Source organism: Kocuria salina, assembly GCF_013368965.1.
Classification (GTDB): domain Bacteria; phylum Actinomycetota; class Actinomycetes; order Actinomycetales; family Micrococcaceae; genus Kocuria; species Kocuria rosea.
In genome coordinates, this window is sequence record NZ_SSSF01000001.1 from 287,479 (window position 1) to 302,178 (window position 14,700).

Genomic DNA, 14,700 nt, shown 5'->3' on the forward strand with positions numbered 1-14,700 from the left:
GCCTGCAGCCGCAGGCCGTCACCACCGCTCCACCCACGACGGAGCTGGTGCTGACCCTCGACTGCCCGGAGAGACCGGGGATCGTGCACGCCGTCAGCGGGGTGCTCCTGGAGCACGGGTGCAACATCGTGGAGCTCACCCAGTTCGACGACCGGCGGCTGGGCCACTTCTTCATGCGCGTGCACGTCGCCTCCGCCACGGAGGACGGCCTCGACCCCGAGGCCCTCCGGGCGGACCTGGCCCCGGTGGCGGAGCGGTTCGACATGCGCTGGGAGCTCAGCGAGCACGGGGCGAAGCGGCGGGTGCTGGTGATGGTCTCCAAGTTCGGCCACTGCCTCAACGACCTGCTCTTCCGCGCCCGGACCGGGGACCTGCCCGTGGACATCGTCGCGGTGGTCTCCAACCACCGCGACCACCAGCGCCTCGTCGAGTGGCACGGCATCCCGTTCTTCCACGTGCCCGTCACCCGGGACACCAAGCCCGAGGCCGAGGCCCGGCTGCTGGAGCTCGTGGACCGCTTCGAGGTGGACCTCGTGGTCCTGGCCCGCTACATGCAGGTGCTCAGCGACTCGCTGGCCACCCGGATGGAGGGACGGGTGATCAACATCCACCACTCGTTCCTGCCGTCCTTCAAGGGCGCCAAGCCGTACCACCAGGCCTACGAGCGCGGGGTGAAGACCGTGGGCGCCACGGCGCACTACGTCAACGCCGAGCTGGACGAGGGCCCGATCATCGCGCAGCAGCTCGTGGACGTGGACCACACCTACGGCCCGGAGGACCTCGTGGCCGCGGGGCGGGACACCGAGTGCAAGGCCCTGTCCAACGCCGTGAAGTGGCACTGCGAGGGCCGGGTCATCCTGCACGGCAACCGCACGGTCGTCCTGCGCTGAGCACGCACGACGGAGCGCCGCCCCCGGGGATCCCGGGGGCGGCGCTCCGTCGTGGGTGCTCCGGGACGTCGTGCGTGCTCCGGGACGTCACCCGGGCCGGCCTCCTGCCGGCTCAGTGGCCGCGGTCGATCCACTCCTGCAGGTGGGGGGCCTCCGCGCCGATCGTGGTGGTGTCCCCGTGGCCGGTGAGCACCTCCGTGGTCCCCGGCAGGGTGAGCAGCCGCTCGCGGATGGAGTCGACGATCGTGGGGAAGTCCGACCAGGACCGGCCGGTGGCGCCGGGACCGCCCTGGAAGAGGGTGTCCCCGGAGAACAGCACTCCGCCCTCGCCCAGGTCCGGCGCCCAGAAGCACACCGAGCCCGGCGAGTGGCCCGGGGTGTGCAGCGCGGTGAGGTGCACCCCGCCCACCGAGTAGACGTCACCGTCGCGGATGATGCGGTCGAAGCGGCGGGCGGGGTGGACCTGCTCCCAGAGCATCGTGTCGTCCGGGTGCAGGTGCACCGGTGCCCGCAGCTGCTCGGCGACCTCGACGACGGCGCGGATGTGGTCGTCGTGGCCGTGGGTGAGCAGGATGGCCACCACTGCCCGGCCGCCGACGGCGTTCACGACCTGCTGCGGGGCGTGGGCCGGGTCGATGACCACGCACTGCTCGTCGTCGCCCACGATCCACACGTTGTTCTCGACCTCCCAGGTGCCCCCGTCCAGGGAGAACGTCCCCGAGGTCACCAGGTGCTCCACCCGGACCCGGCCCGTGGCGTCCGTGCGCTGCCCCACATCCTGCCGCGCGGTCATCGGGCCGCTCCGGCCGGGGCGGTCACGCCGGTCTCCAGGCCACGCTCCTCCGCGCCGGTCGCCGAGCGGTCCAGCTCCACGACGGAGCGCAGGACGGTGCCGGCCTTCATCTTCGCGAAGGCCTCCTCGACGTCGTCCAGGCCGATGCGCTCGGTGACGAACCCGTCGAGGTCCAGCCGGCCGAGCCGGTACTGGTCCACCAGCATCGGGAAGTCCCTGGAGGGGAGGGTGTCGCCGTACCAGGCGGACTTGATGGACCCGCCGCGGCCGAAGACCTCGTCCAGCGGGATCTCCCACGTGGTGCCGGGGGCGGGCACCCCGACCAGCACCATCCGGCCGGCCAGGTCACGGGCCTCGAACGCCTGCTTGAAGGTGGGGGCGATGCCCACGGCGTCGATCACCAGGTCGGCGCCGTTGCCGCCCGTGAGCGCCCGGATCGCCGCCACGGGGTCCTGCTCCTTCGAGTTGACCACGTGGGTGGCGCCGAAATGCTCCGCGGTGGCCAGCTTCTCGTCGTCGCGGTCCACGGCCACGATCGTGGTGGCCCCGGCCAGTGCGGCACCGGCGACCGCGGCCGCCCCGACCCCACCGCAGCCGATCACGGCCACGGACTCCCCGCGCTTCACGGCGCCGGTGTTGAGCACCGCGCCGATGCCGGCCATCACGCCGCACCCGAGCAGCCCGACGGCCGCGTACTGGTGCGGTTCGAGGTCGGCCTCGATCCTCGTGCACTGCCCGGCGGCGACGAGGGTCTTCTCGGCGAACGACCCGATGCCCAGGGCCGGGGTCAGCGGGGTGCCGTCCTCGAGCGTCATCCTCTGGGTGGCGTTGTGGGTGGCGAAGCAGTACCAGGGCTCGCCCCTGCGGCAGGCCCGGCACTCGCCGCACACCGCTCGCCAGTTCAGGATCACGTGGTCGCCCACGGCGACCTCCGTCACCCCCTCCCCGATCGCCGACACCACGCCCGAGGACTCGTGGCCCAGCAGGAACGGGTAGTCGTCGCCCACCCCGCCCTGGACGTAGTGGTGGTCGGTCTGGCACACCCCGCAGGTGAGCACGTCCACCAGTACCTCTCCCGGTCCGGGGTCCGGCACCAGGATGGTCTCCACACTGACCGGCTGGTTCTTGCCCTTGGACACCACGCCCTTGACCTTGTGCATGCTGGAACTGCCTTTCGTCGTCGTCGGCACCGGTAACGGTGCTCGATCGCAGAAGTCGTACTGGGAAGTCCCGAGGTCGGGACGAAGAGCCGCGGCCGGAGCGGCGCACGCCCCGGCCGCGACGGCAGGGGCCTCAGCCGCGGATGCGCTCCATGCCGGGGTCCACGAGCGGCTCGGCGCTGACCGTGGCGGGGACGCGCTCGCCGAGGTACTCGATCTCGACGCCGTCCCCCTCGGAGAGCTCCGGCGGGAGCCAGGCATAGGCGACCGGGCGGCCCACGGTGTGGCCGAAGACGGCGCTGGTGACGTAGCCGGCGGCGGCGCCGTCCACGTACACGGGCTCCTTGCCCATCACCACGGAGCGGCCGTCGTCGACCGTCAGGCAGCGCAGCCGGCGCCGCACCTGGCCGTCGGAGGCCACGGCCGCCGACCCCACGAACTCGCCCTTGTCCTTCTTGACGGCGAAGTCCAGTCCCGCCTCCAGGGCGGTGTGCTCCGTGGTCATGTCGGTGCCCCAGGACCGGTAGCCCTTCTCCACGCGCAGGCTGTTGAAGGCGGCGCGCCCCGCGGGGACGATGCCGAACTCCTGGCCCGCCTCGTGCAGCAGGTCCCACAGCCGCAGTCCCTGGTCCGCGGTGGTGTACAGCTCCCAACCGAGCTCGCCCACGTAGGAGAGGCGCATCGCGGTGACCCGCAGGCCGCCCACCCGGATCTGCTTGGTGCGGAAGTACTTCAGGCCGTCGTTGGACAGGTCGTCGCGGGAGACCTTCGCCATGACCTTCCGGGCCTTCGGCCCCCACAGCCCGATGCAGCAGGTCTCGGCGGTGGTGTCCCGGACCAGGGCCCAGGCCGTGGGGTCCGCGGCGCTCTGCCGGGTGGCCTCGGCGGACAGGTACGCCACGTCCACGCTGCTGTTGATGCCGGCCTGGAACAGGTTCTCGCCGAGCCGGGCCACGGTGATGTCGCTGCGGATCCCGGCCTTCTCGTCCAGCAGGAGGCAGTACGTCACGGCGCCCGGCTTGCGCAGGACGTTGCCGGTGGTGAGCCGCTGCAGCAGAGCGGCGGCCCCGGGACCTTCGACCGTCACGCGCTTGAGCGGGGTCATGTCGTACATCGCCACGGCGGTGCGGGTCTTCCATGCCTCGACCGCCGCGATCGGCGAGTGGAACCGGGCCGCCCACGGCTCGCGCTCCGGCTCGCGCCACTCCTCGGGCAGCTGCTCCAGGAGCGCGGCGTTGGACTCGTACCAGTGCGGGCGCTCCCACCCGTGGCTCTCCAGGAAGAACGCGCCGAGCTCCAGCTCCCGGGGATAGAAGGGGCTGACCCGCAGGTTGCGCGGCGACTCCCGGGGCTGGAGGGGGTGGAGGACGTCGTAGATCTCCACGAAGTTCTGCTTGCCCGTCTCCTCGACGTACTCCGGGGAGAGCTGCACGTCGTCGAACCGGGTGGCCTCGCAGCCGTGCAGGTCCGTCTCCGGGGCGCCGTCCACCAGCAGTTCGGCCATGGCCTTGGCCACACCCGAGGAGTGCGTGACCCACACGGCCTCCGCCACCCAGAACCCGGCGAGGTCCGGGGACTCACCGATGAGCGGGCCCCCGTCCGGGGTGAAGGAGAAGATGCCGTTGAAGCCCTCGGCCACCTCGCTGCCGCGCAGGCTCGGCAGGAAGCGCCGGCTCTCGGCCCACTGCTCGGTGAAGTCCTCGGGCGTGAAGTCCAGGCGGGAGGGCATCCGGTCGTGGGCGATGTCGCGGGGCGCGTAGTGCGGCAGGTCGGCGAGGTCCACCGGGATCGGGCGGTGGGCGTAGGAGCCGATGCCGATCCGGTCCCCCCACTCCCGGTAGTAGAGGTCCGCGTCCTGGTGCCGGAGGATCGGCAGGGTCGCGCCGTTCGGGGCGTCGTGCTTGCCGACCAGCTCCGGGACCCCGGAGGTGAAGACGTACTGGTGGGCCAGCGGCTGGAGGGGGCACGGCATGCCGGCCATCTCGCCGATCGCGGGTCCCCAGAATCCGGCGCAGGAGACGACGATGTCCGCCGGCACGGTTCCGTCGGACGTGGTCACGCCGGTCACGCGGCCGTTCGAGCGCTCGATGCCGGTGACGATCGTCTCGGCGCAGTAGGTCACGCCGGCGCGCGTGGTGCGCTCGATGAGCACCTGCACCGCCTTGGCCGCCAGGGCGAGCCCGTCCGTCGGCACGTGGTAGCCGCCCAGCACCATCTCGGGGTTGACCAGGGGATGCTGCGCGAGCACCTCCTCGGGGGTGAGCAGCCGGCCCTCGATCCCCCAGGAGGCCGCGTAGCCCACCTTGCGCTTGAGCTCCTCCAGCCGCGCCGGCGTGGTGGCCACCTCGAGACCGCCGACCTGGTTGAAGCAGCCCAGGGACACGAGCTTCTCCACGGTGTACCGCGCGAAGTGGGTCATCGTCCGTGACGGGTTCGTCTGGTAGACGAGTCCGGGCGCGTGCGACGTCGAGCCCCCGGGAAGGGGCAGCGGACCCTGCTCGAGGACGGTGACGTCCGTCCAGCCGCGCTGGACGAGCTCGTCGGCGAGGTTCGTGCCGACGATGCCGGCTCCGATGATGACGACGCGAGGGGTGGTGCTCATGGGGCGGTTCTCCTGACCTGCGGATGTCGTGCGGGGGCTCGGCCGGGTTCAGCTCGGCCGGGACTCGTGGCCGTTGACGGTGAGACCGGGCGGCAGGTTCGGTGCCTCGGACGACTCCTCGACCATGATGATGCCGTCCACGACGCTCACCTCGTGGGCCCGCACCGGCAGCTTGGCCGGAGGGGCGTCCACCGCGCCGGTGCGCAGGTCGAACTTGGACGCGTGCAGCGGGCACTCCACCTCGCACCCCTCCACCCAGCCGTCGGCGAGCGAGGCGTCCTGGTGGGTGCAGGTGTCGTCGATGGCGAACAGCTCGCCCTCCTCCGTGTGGAAGACGGCGATGGGCGGGACGGTGTCGAGGCGCAGGGCGTCACCGGGGGCGAGGTCCTTGAGGGGGCAGGCCTGGTGCATCGGAGCGGATCCTTTCCTGAGGTGGCTCGGGCCTGCTGTGCCGAGCGTTGCCACCTCGACCGCACTGCCTCACGATGAGCAACAAGTGTTGCAATGTGCAACATCGTGAGGACTTCCACCGAACCCTGTCAAGAGCCGGGGCCCACCCGGAACCCGCGCGGGGCCGCACGGGGACGCAATGTAAATTCCCCGGGTCGAATTCGCCGGACCCCTTGACGGGGCCGGTGACGAGGTTCACGCTGATTCTCACATTGTGAGCCGTGTTGCACGAAGCGCACAGGACGTCCGGACCTCGGACCTCCCCGCCCTTGCTCCGGGTCATTCAGGACGAAGATCTGAAAGGGGTCCCTCATGGAGTCCCTCGTCATTGTCGGAGCGTCGCTGGCGGGCCTGTCCGCCGCCCGGGCCGCCCGGAACCTCGGGTTCGCCGGACGACTGGTGATCATCGGTGATGATCCCCAGCGCCCCTACGACCGCCCACCGCTGTCCAAGGACTTCCTCGCCGGCCGGATCGAGCTCGAGGACCTGGCCCTGGAGACCGACGACGAGGCCCTGGAGGCCGAGTGGATCCTCGGGACCCGGGCGGTGTCCTTCGACGCGACCACCCGCCTGGTGCACCTGGAGGACGGGCGGTCGGTGCGCGCCGACGGCCTGGTGATCGCCACCGGGGCCTCGCCCCGGTCGCTGCCGCAGCTCGCCGGGAGCGCGAACGTGGTGAGCCTGCGCACCGTCGCCGACGCGCAGAGGCTCCGCGGGCTGCTGGCTGCCGGGCGGCGGCTCGTGGTCGTGGGCGCCGGCTTCATCGGCGCGGAGGTCGCCTCCACCGCCCACGCCCTCGGTCTGGACGTCACGGTGCTGGAGAAGTCCCCCACCCCCCTGTGCGGCCCGCTGGGCACCGAGCTGGGCGGGGTGGTCGCCGGGCTGCACGAACGCGCCGGCGTGGAGCTGAACTGCGGCGTCGACATCGAGGAGTTCGAGTTCACCGGCGGGTCGGTCAGCGCGGTGCGCCTGGCCGGCGGCCGGGTGCTGCCCGCCGACGTGGTGGTCGTGGGCATCGGCGCGGCGCCGAACACCGCCTGGCTGGAGGGCTCCGGGATCGAGCTGGGCAACGGCGTGCTGTGCGACGCCGTCGGGGCCACCAGCATCCCCGGGGTCGTCGCCGTGGGCGACTGCGCCGCGTGGTGGGAGCCGGGCACCGGCCGCCACCACCGGGTGGAGCACTGGACCGGGGCCGCCGAGCGCCCGGCGGTGGCCGTGGGCGCCCTGCTGGGCGCCGACCCGGCCGGGCTGCCCGCCGTCAAGCCCCCCTACTTCTGGTCCGACCAGTACGGCACCCGCCTGCAGTTCGCCGGCGACGCCGCCCGCGCCGACCGCGTGGCCTACGAGCACGGCGGCCCGGACCAGGACTCCCTGCTCGCCGTCTACTACGCCGGGGACGAGCCGGTCGCCGTGCTCGCCTGGAACCAGACGAGGCTCTTCTGCCGCTGGCGCAAGACCCTCGAGAAGCTCGCCGTCGCCGCGGTCCAGTCGCTCGCGGCCTGACCGCCCACGCAGCCCTGCCCCTCCTCCTCCCTCTCCCACCCCGCGCTCTGCGCACTGTCCGAACCCAGGAGTTCGTGTTGTCGATCAACGTTGTCTCGGAGTCCCTGATCTCCACCCTGCCCGGCTCCACCTACGTGGACGAGGCAGTCTTCCGCGCCGAGCAGGAGCGCATCTTCGAGCAGATGTGGTTCTGCGCCGTGCGCGCCGCCGACCTGGACAAGCCCGGAGCCTTCCGCACCGTCCAGGTCGGGCGGGAGTCCATCATCATCACCCGCAACCGGAAGCACGGCATCCGGGCGTTCTACAACATCTGCCGCCACCGCGGCGTGAAGCTGTGCATGGAGGACGCCGGCGAAGCCGCGCGCTCCTTCCAGTGCCCGTACCACGCCTGGACCTACGACTTCGACGGCAAGCTCATCGCCGCCCCCAACCTCACCAAGATGCCCGACATCGACCGCCAGGAGTACGGCCTGGTCACCATCCCGGTCCGCGAGTACCTCGGCTACGTCTGGGTCTGCCTGGCCGAGAACCCTCCGTCCTTCGAGGAGGACGTCATGGGCGACATCCAGGAGCGCCTCGGGGACACCCAGGCCATCGAGGGCTACGACATCGCCAACCTCTCCCTGGGCCGGCGGATCACCTACGACGTGAAGGCCAACTGGAAGCTCATCATCGAGAACTTCATGGAGTGCTACCACTGCGCCACCATCCACCCCGAGCTCACGGAGGTGCTGCCCGAGTTCGCCGACGGCCTCGCCGCCCAGTACTTCGTCGGCCACGGCGCCGAGTTCGGCGACGACGTGCGCGGCTTCACCATCGACGGCTCCGAGGGCCTCGACAAGCTCCCCGGCGTCGACGACGACCACGACCGCCGCTACTACGCCATCACCGTCAAGCCCACCGTGTTCGTCAACCTCGTCCCCGACCACGTCATCATCCACCGCATGTTCCCGCTGGCTCCGGACCACACCGTCGTGGAGTGCGACTGGCTCTACCTCCCCTCGGTCGTGGACTCCGGCAAGGACGTCTCCACCTCCGTGGAGCTCTTCCACCGCGTCAACCAGCAGGACTTCGACGCCTGCGAACGCTGCCAGCCCGCCATGAACTCCAAGATCTACGCCAAGGGCGGGGTCCTCGTCCCCTCCGAGCACCACATCGGCGCCTTCCACGACTGGATCACCGACAAGGTCGGCGACGTCGTCGGGACGGCGCCACCCCGGTCCTCCGGGACCGGGCCGCAGCACCTGTTCCCGGGAGGGGATCACGATGAGCACTGAGAATCCACCACTGGTTCCGTCCTCGGACGCGGAGGCCCCGCCGGCCTGTCCCGTCGACGACACGACACACCTCCACGAGGCGGAGGCCGAGGAGACCCAGATCCTCGGCGAGCTCAGGGAGGGGGTCCAGGAACGGCGCAGCGCGCTCCAGGGAGAGCCCCGGGGCCTGGACAAGGTGATCTTCGGTGTGACCGGCGCCCTGGTCGTCGCCTTCGTGGTCTGGGGCTTCGTCGGCACGGAGAACCTGTCCACCGTCTCGACCGCGGCGCTCGGGTGGGTCCTGGAGAACACCGGGTGGATCTTCGTGCTGCTGTCCTCCCTGTTCGTCGCCTACGTCCTGTGGCTGGCCCTGGGCCGGTTCGGCAACATCCCGCTGGGCAAGGACGGCGAACGGCCCGAGTTCAGGACCGTCTCGTGGATCTCCATGATGTTCGCCTGCGGCATGGGCATCGGCCTGATGTTCTACGGCGTCGCCGAGCCCCTCTACTACTACATCTCCCCGCCGCCGGCCACGGTCGACGCCGGCACGGCCGAAGCCGTCGAGACGGCCATGGCCACGTCGCTGTTCCACTGGACGCTGCACCCCTGGGCCATGTACGCGGTGCTCGGCATCGCCATCGCCTACGGCACCTTCCGGCTGGGCCGCAAGAACCTGCTCTCCGAGGCGTTCGTGTCCCTGTTCGGGCGGCGGGCGGTCGACGGCGCCGGCGGCAAGATCATCAACATCCTGGCCATCTTCGCCACGCTCTTCGGCTCCGCGGCCTCGCTCGGGCTGGGCGCGCTCCAGATCGGCAGCGGCCTGCAGTTCAACGGCGTGGTGGGCGAGGTGGCCACCCCGATGCTCGTGCTGATCATCGCGGTGCTCACCTTCTGCTTCGTGGCCTCGGCGGTGTCGGGCATCGAGCGCGGCATCCAGTTCCTGGCCAACACCAACATGGTGCTCGCGGTGGTCATGGCCCTCATCGTCTTCGTCGTGGGGCCCACCCTGTTCATCCTCAACCTCATCCCCAACGCGATCGGCTCCTACCTCCAGCAGCTGCCGGAGATGGCCGCCCGCACCGAGGCCTCCGGCGGCGAGGACATGCGCGCGTGGCTGTCCAGCTGGACGATCTTCTACTGGGCCTGGTGGATCTCCTGGACGCCGTTCGTGGGCATGTTCATCGCTCGCATCAGCCGCGGTCGCACCATCCGCCAGTTCGTCACCGGCGTGCTGCTGGTGCCCTCCCTGGTGTCCCTGCTGTGGTTCGCCGTCTTCGGCGGCAGCGCCATCCACATCCAGCGGACGGCGAACGCGACCCCCGACCCCGGCGACGGGATCGCCACGGTCGTCGACGGCGTCCCCACCATCTCCTTCGACGGCGCGATCTACGACATGTTCAACAGCCTCGGCACGCCGCAGGCGCTGACCATCGGCCTGGCGGTGCTGGCCATGGTGCTCACCGCCATCTTCTTCGTCACCGGTGCCGACTCGGCGTCCATCGTGATGGGCTCCCTCAGCTCCCGGGGCAGTCTCGAGCCGTCGAAGCCCGTCGTGATCTTCTGGGGCGTGCTGATGGGGGCGGTCGCGGCCGTCATGCTCCTGGCCGGCGGGGACACCCCCGCGGAGGCGCTGGGGGGTCTGCAGCGGCTCACCATCGTCGCCGCGCTGCCGTTCGTCCTCGTGATGTGCGTCCTGTGCATCGCCCTGACCCGCGACCTGCGCGCAGACCCGATGTGGCTGCGCCAGCGGCTGTCCGACTCCGTGGTGCGCCGCGCCATCCGCACCGCCGTGGACGAGTACGGGCACCAGAAGTTCACCCTGGTCACCCAGGAGAGCACGGATCCGCCCACGGGCCAGATCCAGGCCGTGGACGCCACGGCCGCCGGTCAGCCGATCTACGCCCGGGTGAAGGGCCAGGAGAACGGCCAGGTCCGGAAGAAGAAGGCGGCCCGCCCATGACACCGCGGGACGGTCCGGGACGCGCCCGGCCCGCACGGCACGTTACCGCGCGCCCCGCCCGCTCCACCCCGGCGAGCCGGGGTGGAGCGGACGGACCGGACGGAGCGCGACAATGACGATTGACTACCATGGAGTCATGTCCTCCCCCGGCCCCAGACCCCCGACCGCCCCCGACGCCGCCAAGGAGCAGCCCGGCACGGACGGGGTCACCCCGGGGGGTGTGCAGTCGGTGGACCGGGCCATCACCGTGCTCGAGGTCCTCGCCCGGACCGGCGGTTCCACGGTGACCGAGGTGGCCGCGGAGCTGGGCGTGCACAAGTCCACCGCGTCGAGGCTGCTCGGCGCCCTGGAGTCCCGGGGCCTGGTGCACCACCCGAGCGACGGCAGCCCGTATCAGCTCGGGTTCGGCATCCTTCGGCTGGCGCACGCGATCCCCGGCCGGCTGAGCGTGGTGGCCGAGGCGCGCGACGAGGTCCGCGGCCTGGCCCGGACCCACTCCGAGACGGTCAACCTGGCGGTCCTGCGGGAGGGCCACGCCGTCAACGTGGACCAGGAGATGGGCCCCTCCTCGGTCGCGACCCACGACTGGATCGGGAGCCTGACCCCCCTGCACGCCACCGCCAGCGGGAAGGTGCTGCTGTCGGGGCTGCCGTCCGACGAGAGGGCCCACGTCCTCCGCGACCAGGGCATGCCGGCCCTCACCGCGCGCACGATCACGTCGAGGGAGCAGCTGGAGCGACAGCTGATCGACGTGGTCGCCCGGGGCTACGCCACCGTGTGCGAGGAGTTCGAGATCGGGCTGAACTCCGTCGCCGTGCCCGTGCGGGACCATCTCGGCACGGTCATCGCCTCGATCAGCGTCTCGGGACCGGCGTTCCGGTTCACGGAGCAGCACATGGCCGACCTGGTCGAGGACCTCAAGGAGGCCGGCCTGCGGGTCAGCCGGCGCATGGGGTACGCCCCCCTCGACGACTCCGCGTAGCAGCATCCGCGCCGCCTCGCCCCTGGCACGACGTGGTCCACGGCGCCCGGGACGGCCTCTCGAGCACTCAGGCGCGGAAGGAGGCGATCATCGCCTCGACCTGCCGGTGCTGCTCCGATCCGGCGTACTCCCGGGCGGCCTCGAGCGTGGGGAAGTCGTGGACCGAGCTGAAGATCACCGTCCGGTAGGTGATGCCGTTGGGCGCGACCACCCCGGTCTCGACCAGCCCCAGGCCGTACAGGACGTGCGGCAGCATCGTGGTGGGCGGAGGGGCGTCCGCATCGGTCAGCGAGGTCACGAGCCGCACGGCGTCCGGCCAGCCGTACGCGTTGCGCAGCTCCGGCGAGGACGTCAGGTCCATGGCCACGGAGCGCACCACGAACTCCCCGCTGCTGGACAGCGGCACGCTCCCCGGGACGTCCCCGAGGTGGGCCACCGGCGGCATCGAGCAGTCGGGGCCGCACTCGGCGCCCCAGGCGATGAGGACCGACAGGTGGCCGACGGGAGCACCGTCCGGCCCGAGCACCGTCACCGTGCCGCCGACGTCCGAGAAGTCCCCGTCCACGCTCCACGTCGCGGGCAGCTCGAAGGCGAAGGCGGCGTCCGCGGCCGTGCCGGAGTAGGTCACGAGCTCCGCGGGAGCCCCAGTCGGACTCGCCGTCGGGCTCGCGGTGGGCGTGCTGGTCGGGGCCTCCGTCGGACCGGCCGTCGGGTTCTCGGCGGTCGGCGACGGGCTCTCCGTGGCTGGTTCTGTGGCTGGTTCCGTGGCCGTCGGGGACTCCGCCGCCGTGGCGGCCGGCGACGCGGCCGGGCTCGTGCCCTCGGCGGAGGGGTCCCCTCCGGACGGGGTGCCGCAGGAGGCCAGGAGGAGCAGAGCCGCGGCGGCCGCGCCCAGCGCCCGGGTCGATCGTGACGTGGTCGGTGACATGTGGACGGCCCCCCGATCGCGGAGCACCAGCGCCCCGGGCGTGCGCCCGGCCCGGCTCCGAGGACTGCAGGCTACGCCGCCCGGTTCGCGGTCGGCAACGGCGGGCGGCGGGCGCCCGGCGATCGTTGTGGGATCGCAAATTCCTGGGCGCTGTCGGAGAGCGTGGGTACGCTCGGGGCACGGCCCGCTCCGGGGTCGCACCGGGGACAGGAGTGGGGCCATGGACCTGAACGGCGCGAGGATCCTGGTGGTGGGGGCGACCGGCGTCCTCGGGCGGCGGCTGTGCGAACGGCTGAGCGAGCGCACCACCGACATCGTGGTGACGGGCCGCTCCGCCTCTGCGGCGGAGGAGCTGCGGCGCGGTCTCGGCCTGCGCGCGGCCCACGCCCTCGACCTCGTGGACCACGACGAGGCGGCGGAGGTGGTGCGCCGTGCGGCCGAGGAGCTCGGCGGGCTCGACGCCGTGGTGATCGCCACCGGGGTCGCCGCGTTCGGCCCGGCGGCCGACGAGGACGAGGCCGTCGTGGAGGAGCTGTTCGAGGTCAACGCCCTCGGCCCCATGGCCGTCATCCGGGCGGCCCTGCCCCACGTCGCGGACGGCGGCGCGGTCGCGGTCCTCACCGGGGTGGTCGCGGAGCTGCCGCTGGCCGGGATGGCCGGCTACGCCGCCAGCAAGGCGGCCATGGCCTCGTGGCTGGGGGCGCTGCGGCGGGAGCTGCGCCGTCGTCGGATCGCGGTGATGGACGCCCGGCTGCCGCACATGGACACCGGGCTCGTGGACCGGGCGCTCACCGGCCTGCCGCCCCGGCTGCCGCCGGGGCACAACGTGGACGACGTCATCGCCGCGGTGGAGCGCGGCCTCGAGCGCGGCGTCCACGAGCTGCGGATCGACTGAACCGGGTGCCCGTGCCCGCCGGAGCCGCCGCGGCGGTGGGGGCGCCGTCTCACCGGGGCATGCGGATGACGGGCTTGACCACGTCGCCGGACCCGCTGTCGGCGAGGGCCTGTTCGATCTCGTCGAGCTCGTAGAAGCGCACCAGCTCGTCGAAGGGGAACCGCCCCTGCCGGTGGAGGTCGATCAGGGCGGGGATGAACTTTCCGCTGCGGCTGCCGCCGCCCAGGACCCCGACGATCCGCTTGCCCCACAGCGCGTGCATGTGGTCGAGGCTGAAGCGCGCCTGGGCGGGCGCGCCGCCGATGAGCACGAGCGTGCCCAGCATGCCCACGCAGTCCGCGGCCTGCTCCACGACGGGGACCACCCCGGTGCACTCGAACGCGTAGTCGGCGGAGCCGCCCGTGATCCGGGCGACCTCCGCGACCACGTCCGTGTCCCGGGAGTTGATGACGTGGGTGGCCCCGTAGCGGGTGGCCAGCTCGAGCCGGGAGTCGTGCAGGTCCACGGCGACGACCGTGGTGGCGGCGGTGCAGCGGGCGGCCATGATCGCGGCCAGCCCCACGGCCCCGACGCCGAAGACCACCAGGGACGAGCCCGGCTCCGGGCGGGCCTCGTTGAGCACCGCGCCGGCGCCCGTGCCCAGCCCGCAGGCCAGGGGTCCGAGCAGCTCGAGCGGCACGTCGTCGGGCGCCTTCACGAGGGCGTCGGCGAGGACGATCGAGTGGGTGGCGAAGGACGACTGGCCGAAGAAGTGCCCGGAGACCTCCGAGCCGTCCGCCCGCGTGTAGGCCGAGGTCCCTGCGTCCTCGCCCCGGAAGCGGCGGCCCGAGACGAGAGCCTCCCCGGTCCGGGCGCAGTAGCGGGGCTGCCCGTCCAGGCAGTTGCGGCACGCTCCGCACGAGGGCCACCCGATGACGACCCGGTCGCCGGGCACGACGGCGCCGACGCCCTCGCCGACCCGTTCCACGATCCCCGCGCCCTCGTGGCCCAGGATCCCCGGCAGCGGCAGCGGCATGTCACCCGCACGGGTGATGGCGTCGGTGTGGCAGACCCCGGTCGCGACGATCCGGACCAGCACCTCCCCGCGGCCGGGCTCGGCGAGCTCGACGTCCTCCAGCTCGAACGGGGCCCCGATCCCCTCGACGACGGCGGCGCGGATCCTCATGGTGTCCTCCTCGGCACTCCCGGTGCGGTGACGCGGCTCACGCGCCCCCTGCTCGGCAGTCTAGGGGCGGGCACGGTCTCCGGGGGAGGTCAGTCCCGACCGGACATGACGAGTCC

12 protein-coding genes are annotated in these 14,700 nt (G+C 72.1%); 6 read left to right on the forward strand and 6 right to left on the reverse strand.

Annotated features, from left to right (window positions below):
- The first annotated feature begins 2 nt into the window (after positions 1–2).
- A complete protein-coding gene (purU, locus tag E7Z53_RS01300; RefSeq protein ID WP_031283052.1) occupies positions 3–890 on the forward strand; it encodes a formyltetrahydrofolate deformylase in 888 nt (295 codons plus the stop codon).
- Positions 891–1,002: 112 nt separating this feature from the next.
- Here purU and E7Z53_RS01305 read toward each other — a convergent pair whose 3' ends face one another.
- The 4 genes from E7Z53_RS01305 to E7Z53_RS01320 all read right to left on the reverse strand — a co-directional run bounded on the left by E7Z53_RS01305 (position 1,003) and on the right by E7Z53_RS01320 (position 5,856).
- Entirely contained in the window at positions 1,003–1,683 is a 681-nt protein-coding gene (locus E7Z53_RS01305; RefSeq protein WP_176336984.1) for an MBL fold metallo-hydrolase, read from the reverse strand.
- A complete protein-coding gene (locus tag E7Z53_RS01310) occupies positions 1,680–2,843 on the reverse strand; it encodes an S-(hydroxymethyl)mycothiol dehydrogenase (protein WP_176336985.1) in 1,164 nt (387 codons plus the stop codon). The genes E7Z53_RS01305 and E7Z53_RS01310 overlap by 4 nt, the downstream gene beginning before the upstream one ends.
- A 133-nt stretch (positions 2,844–2,976) precedes the next feature.
- Positions 2,977–5,445, reverse strand: a complete 2,469-nt coding sequence (locus E7Z53_RS01315; protein WP_176336986.1) for a GcvT family protein — start codon at positions 5,443–5,445, stop codon at positions 2,977–2,979.
- 48 nt (positions 5,446–5,493) lie between these two features.
- Complete coding sequence (locus E7Z53_RS01320) at positions 5,494–5,856, reverse strand: bifunctional 3-phenylpropionate/cinnamic acid dioxygenase ferredoxin subunit (protein WP_035923488.1); 363 nt, start codon at positions 5,854–5,856, stop codon at positions 5,494–5,496.
- A 351-nt stretch (positions 5,857–6,207) separates the two neighbouring features.
- Between E7Z53_RS01320 and E7Z53_RS01325 the strand changes: the two genes are divergently transcribed.
- From E7Z53_RS01325 to E7Z53_RS01340, 4 genes are all read left to right on the forward strand, one after another.
- Complete coding sequence (locus E7Z53_RS01325; RefSeq protein ID WP_176336987.1) at positions 6,208–7,398, forward strand: NAD(P)/FAD-dependent oxidoreductase; 1,191 nt, start codon at positions 6,208–6,210, stop codon at positions 7,396–7,398.
- 77 nt (positions 7,399–7,475) lie between these two features.
- Positions 7,476–8,675, forward strand: a complete 1,200-nt coding sequence (locus tag E7Z53_RS01330; RefSeq protein ID WP_017833549.1) for an aromatic ring-hydroxylating oxygenase subunit alpha — start codon at positions 7,476–7,478, stop codon at positions 8,673–8,675.
- On the forward strand, positions 8,665–10,614 hold the full coding sequence (locus tag E7Z53_RS01335) for a BCCT family transporter (protein ID WP_109268385.1): 1,950 nt from the start codon (positions 8,665–8,667) through the stop codon (positions 10,612–10,614). Before E7Z53_RS01330 ends, E7Z53_RS01335 begins: the two co-directional genes overlap by 11 nt.
- A gap of 136 nt (positions 10,615–10,750) precedes the next feature.
- Positions 10,751–11,596: an IclR family transcriptional regulator gene (locus E7Z53_RS01340; RefSeq protein ID WP_017833551.1), complete on the forward strand. Its 846-nt coding sequence runs from the start codon at positions 10,751–10,753 to the stop codon at positions 11,594–11,596.
- A gap of 67 nt (positions 11,597–11,663) precedes the next feature.
- On the opposite strand, the gene E7Z53_RS01345 is transcribed toward E7Z53_RS01340, so the two are convergent.
- Positions 11,664–12,524, reverse strand: coding sequence for a hypothetical protein (locus E7Z53_RS01345; RefSeq protein ID WP_144835741.1), 861 nt, complete (start codon positions 12,522–12,524; stop codon positions 11,664–11,666).
- 220 nt (positions 12,525–12,744) lie between these two features.
- On the opposite strand from E7Z53_RS01345, the gene E7Z53_RS01350 reads away from it, so the two are divergent.
- A complete protein-coding gene (locus E7Z53_RS01350; protein ID WP_176336988.1) occupies positions 12,745–13,419 on the forward strand; it encodes an SDR family NAD(P)-dependent oxidoreductase in 675 nt (224 codons plus the stop codon).
- Positions 13,420–13,468: 49 nt separating this feature from the next.
- Here E7Z53_RS01350 and E7Z53_RS01355 read toward each other — a convergent pair whose 3' ends face one another.
- Positions 13,469–14,584 (reverse strand): NAD(P)-dependent alcohol dehydrogenase, encoded by a 1,116-nt coding sequence (locus E7Z53_RS01355; RefSeq protein ID WP_017833554.1) that lies wholly within the window; start codon positions 14,582–14,584, stop codon positions 13,469–13,471.
- Positions 14,585–14,700: the final 116 nt, after the last annotated feature.

Excerpts from the sequence above, each read along its gene's own strand:
- E7Z53_RS01305 (WP_176336984.1), bottom strand. The coding sequence starts at position 1,683 with ATGACCGCGCGGCAGGATGTGGGGCAGCGCACGGACGCCACGGGCCGG.
- E7Z53_RS01310 (WP_176336985.1), bottom strand. The coding sequence starts at position 2,843 with ATGCACAAGGTCAAGGGCGTGGTGTCCAAGGGCAAGAACCAGCCGGTC.
- E7Z53_RS01315 (WP_176336986.1), bottom strand. The coding sequence starts at position 5,445 with ATGAGCACCACCCCTCGCGTCGTCATCATCGGAGCCGGCATCGTCGGC.
- E7Z53_RS01320 (WP_035923488.1), bottom strand. The coding sequence starts at position 5,856 with ATGCACCAGGCCTGCCCCCTCAAGGACCTCGCCCCCGGTGACGCCCTG.
- E7Z53_RS01325 (WP_176336987.1), top strand. The coding sequence starts at position 6,208 with ATGGAGTCCCTCGTCATTGTCGGAGCGTCGCTGGCGGGCCTGTCCGCC.
- E7Z53_RS01335 (WP_109268385.1), top strand. The coding sequence starts at position 8,665 with ATGAGCACTGAGAATCCACCACTGGTTCCGTCCTCGGACGCGGAGGCC.
- E7Z53_RS01340 (WP_017833551.1), top strand. The coding sequence starts at position 10,751 with ATGTCCTCCCCCGGCCCCAGACCCCCGACCGCCCCCGACGCCGCCAAG.
- E7Z53_RS01345 (WP_144835741.1), bottom strand. The coding sequence starts at position 12,524 with ATGTCACCGACCACGTCACGATCGACCCGGGCGCTGGGCGCGGCCGCC.
- E7Z53_RS01350 (WP_176336988.1), top strand. The coding sequence starts at position 12,745 with ATGGACCTGAACGGCGCGAGGATCCTGGTGGTGGGGGCGACCGGCGTC.
- E7Z53_RS01355 (WP_017833554.1), bottom strand. The coding sequence starts at position 14,584 with ATGAGGATCCGCGCCGCCGTCGTCGAGGGGATCGGGGCCCCGTTCGAG.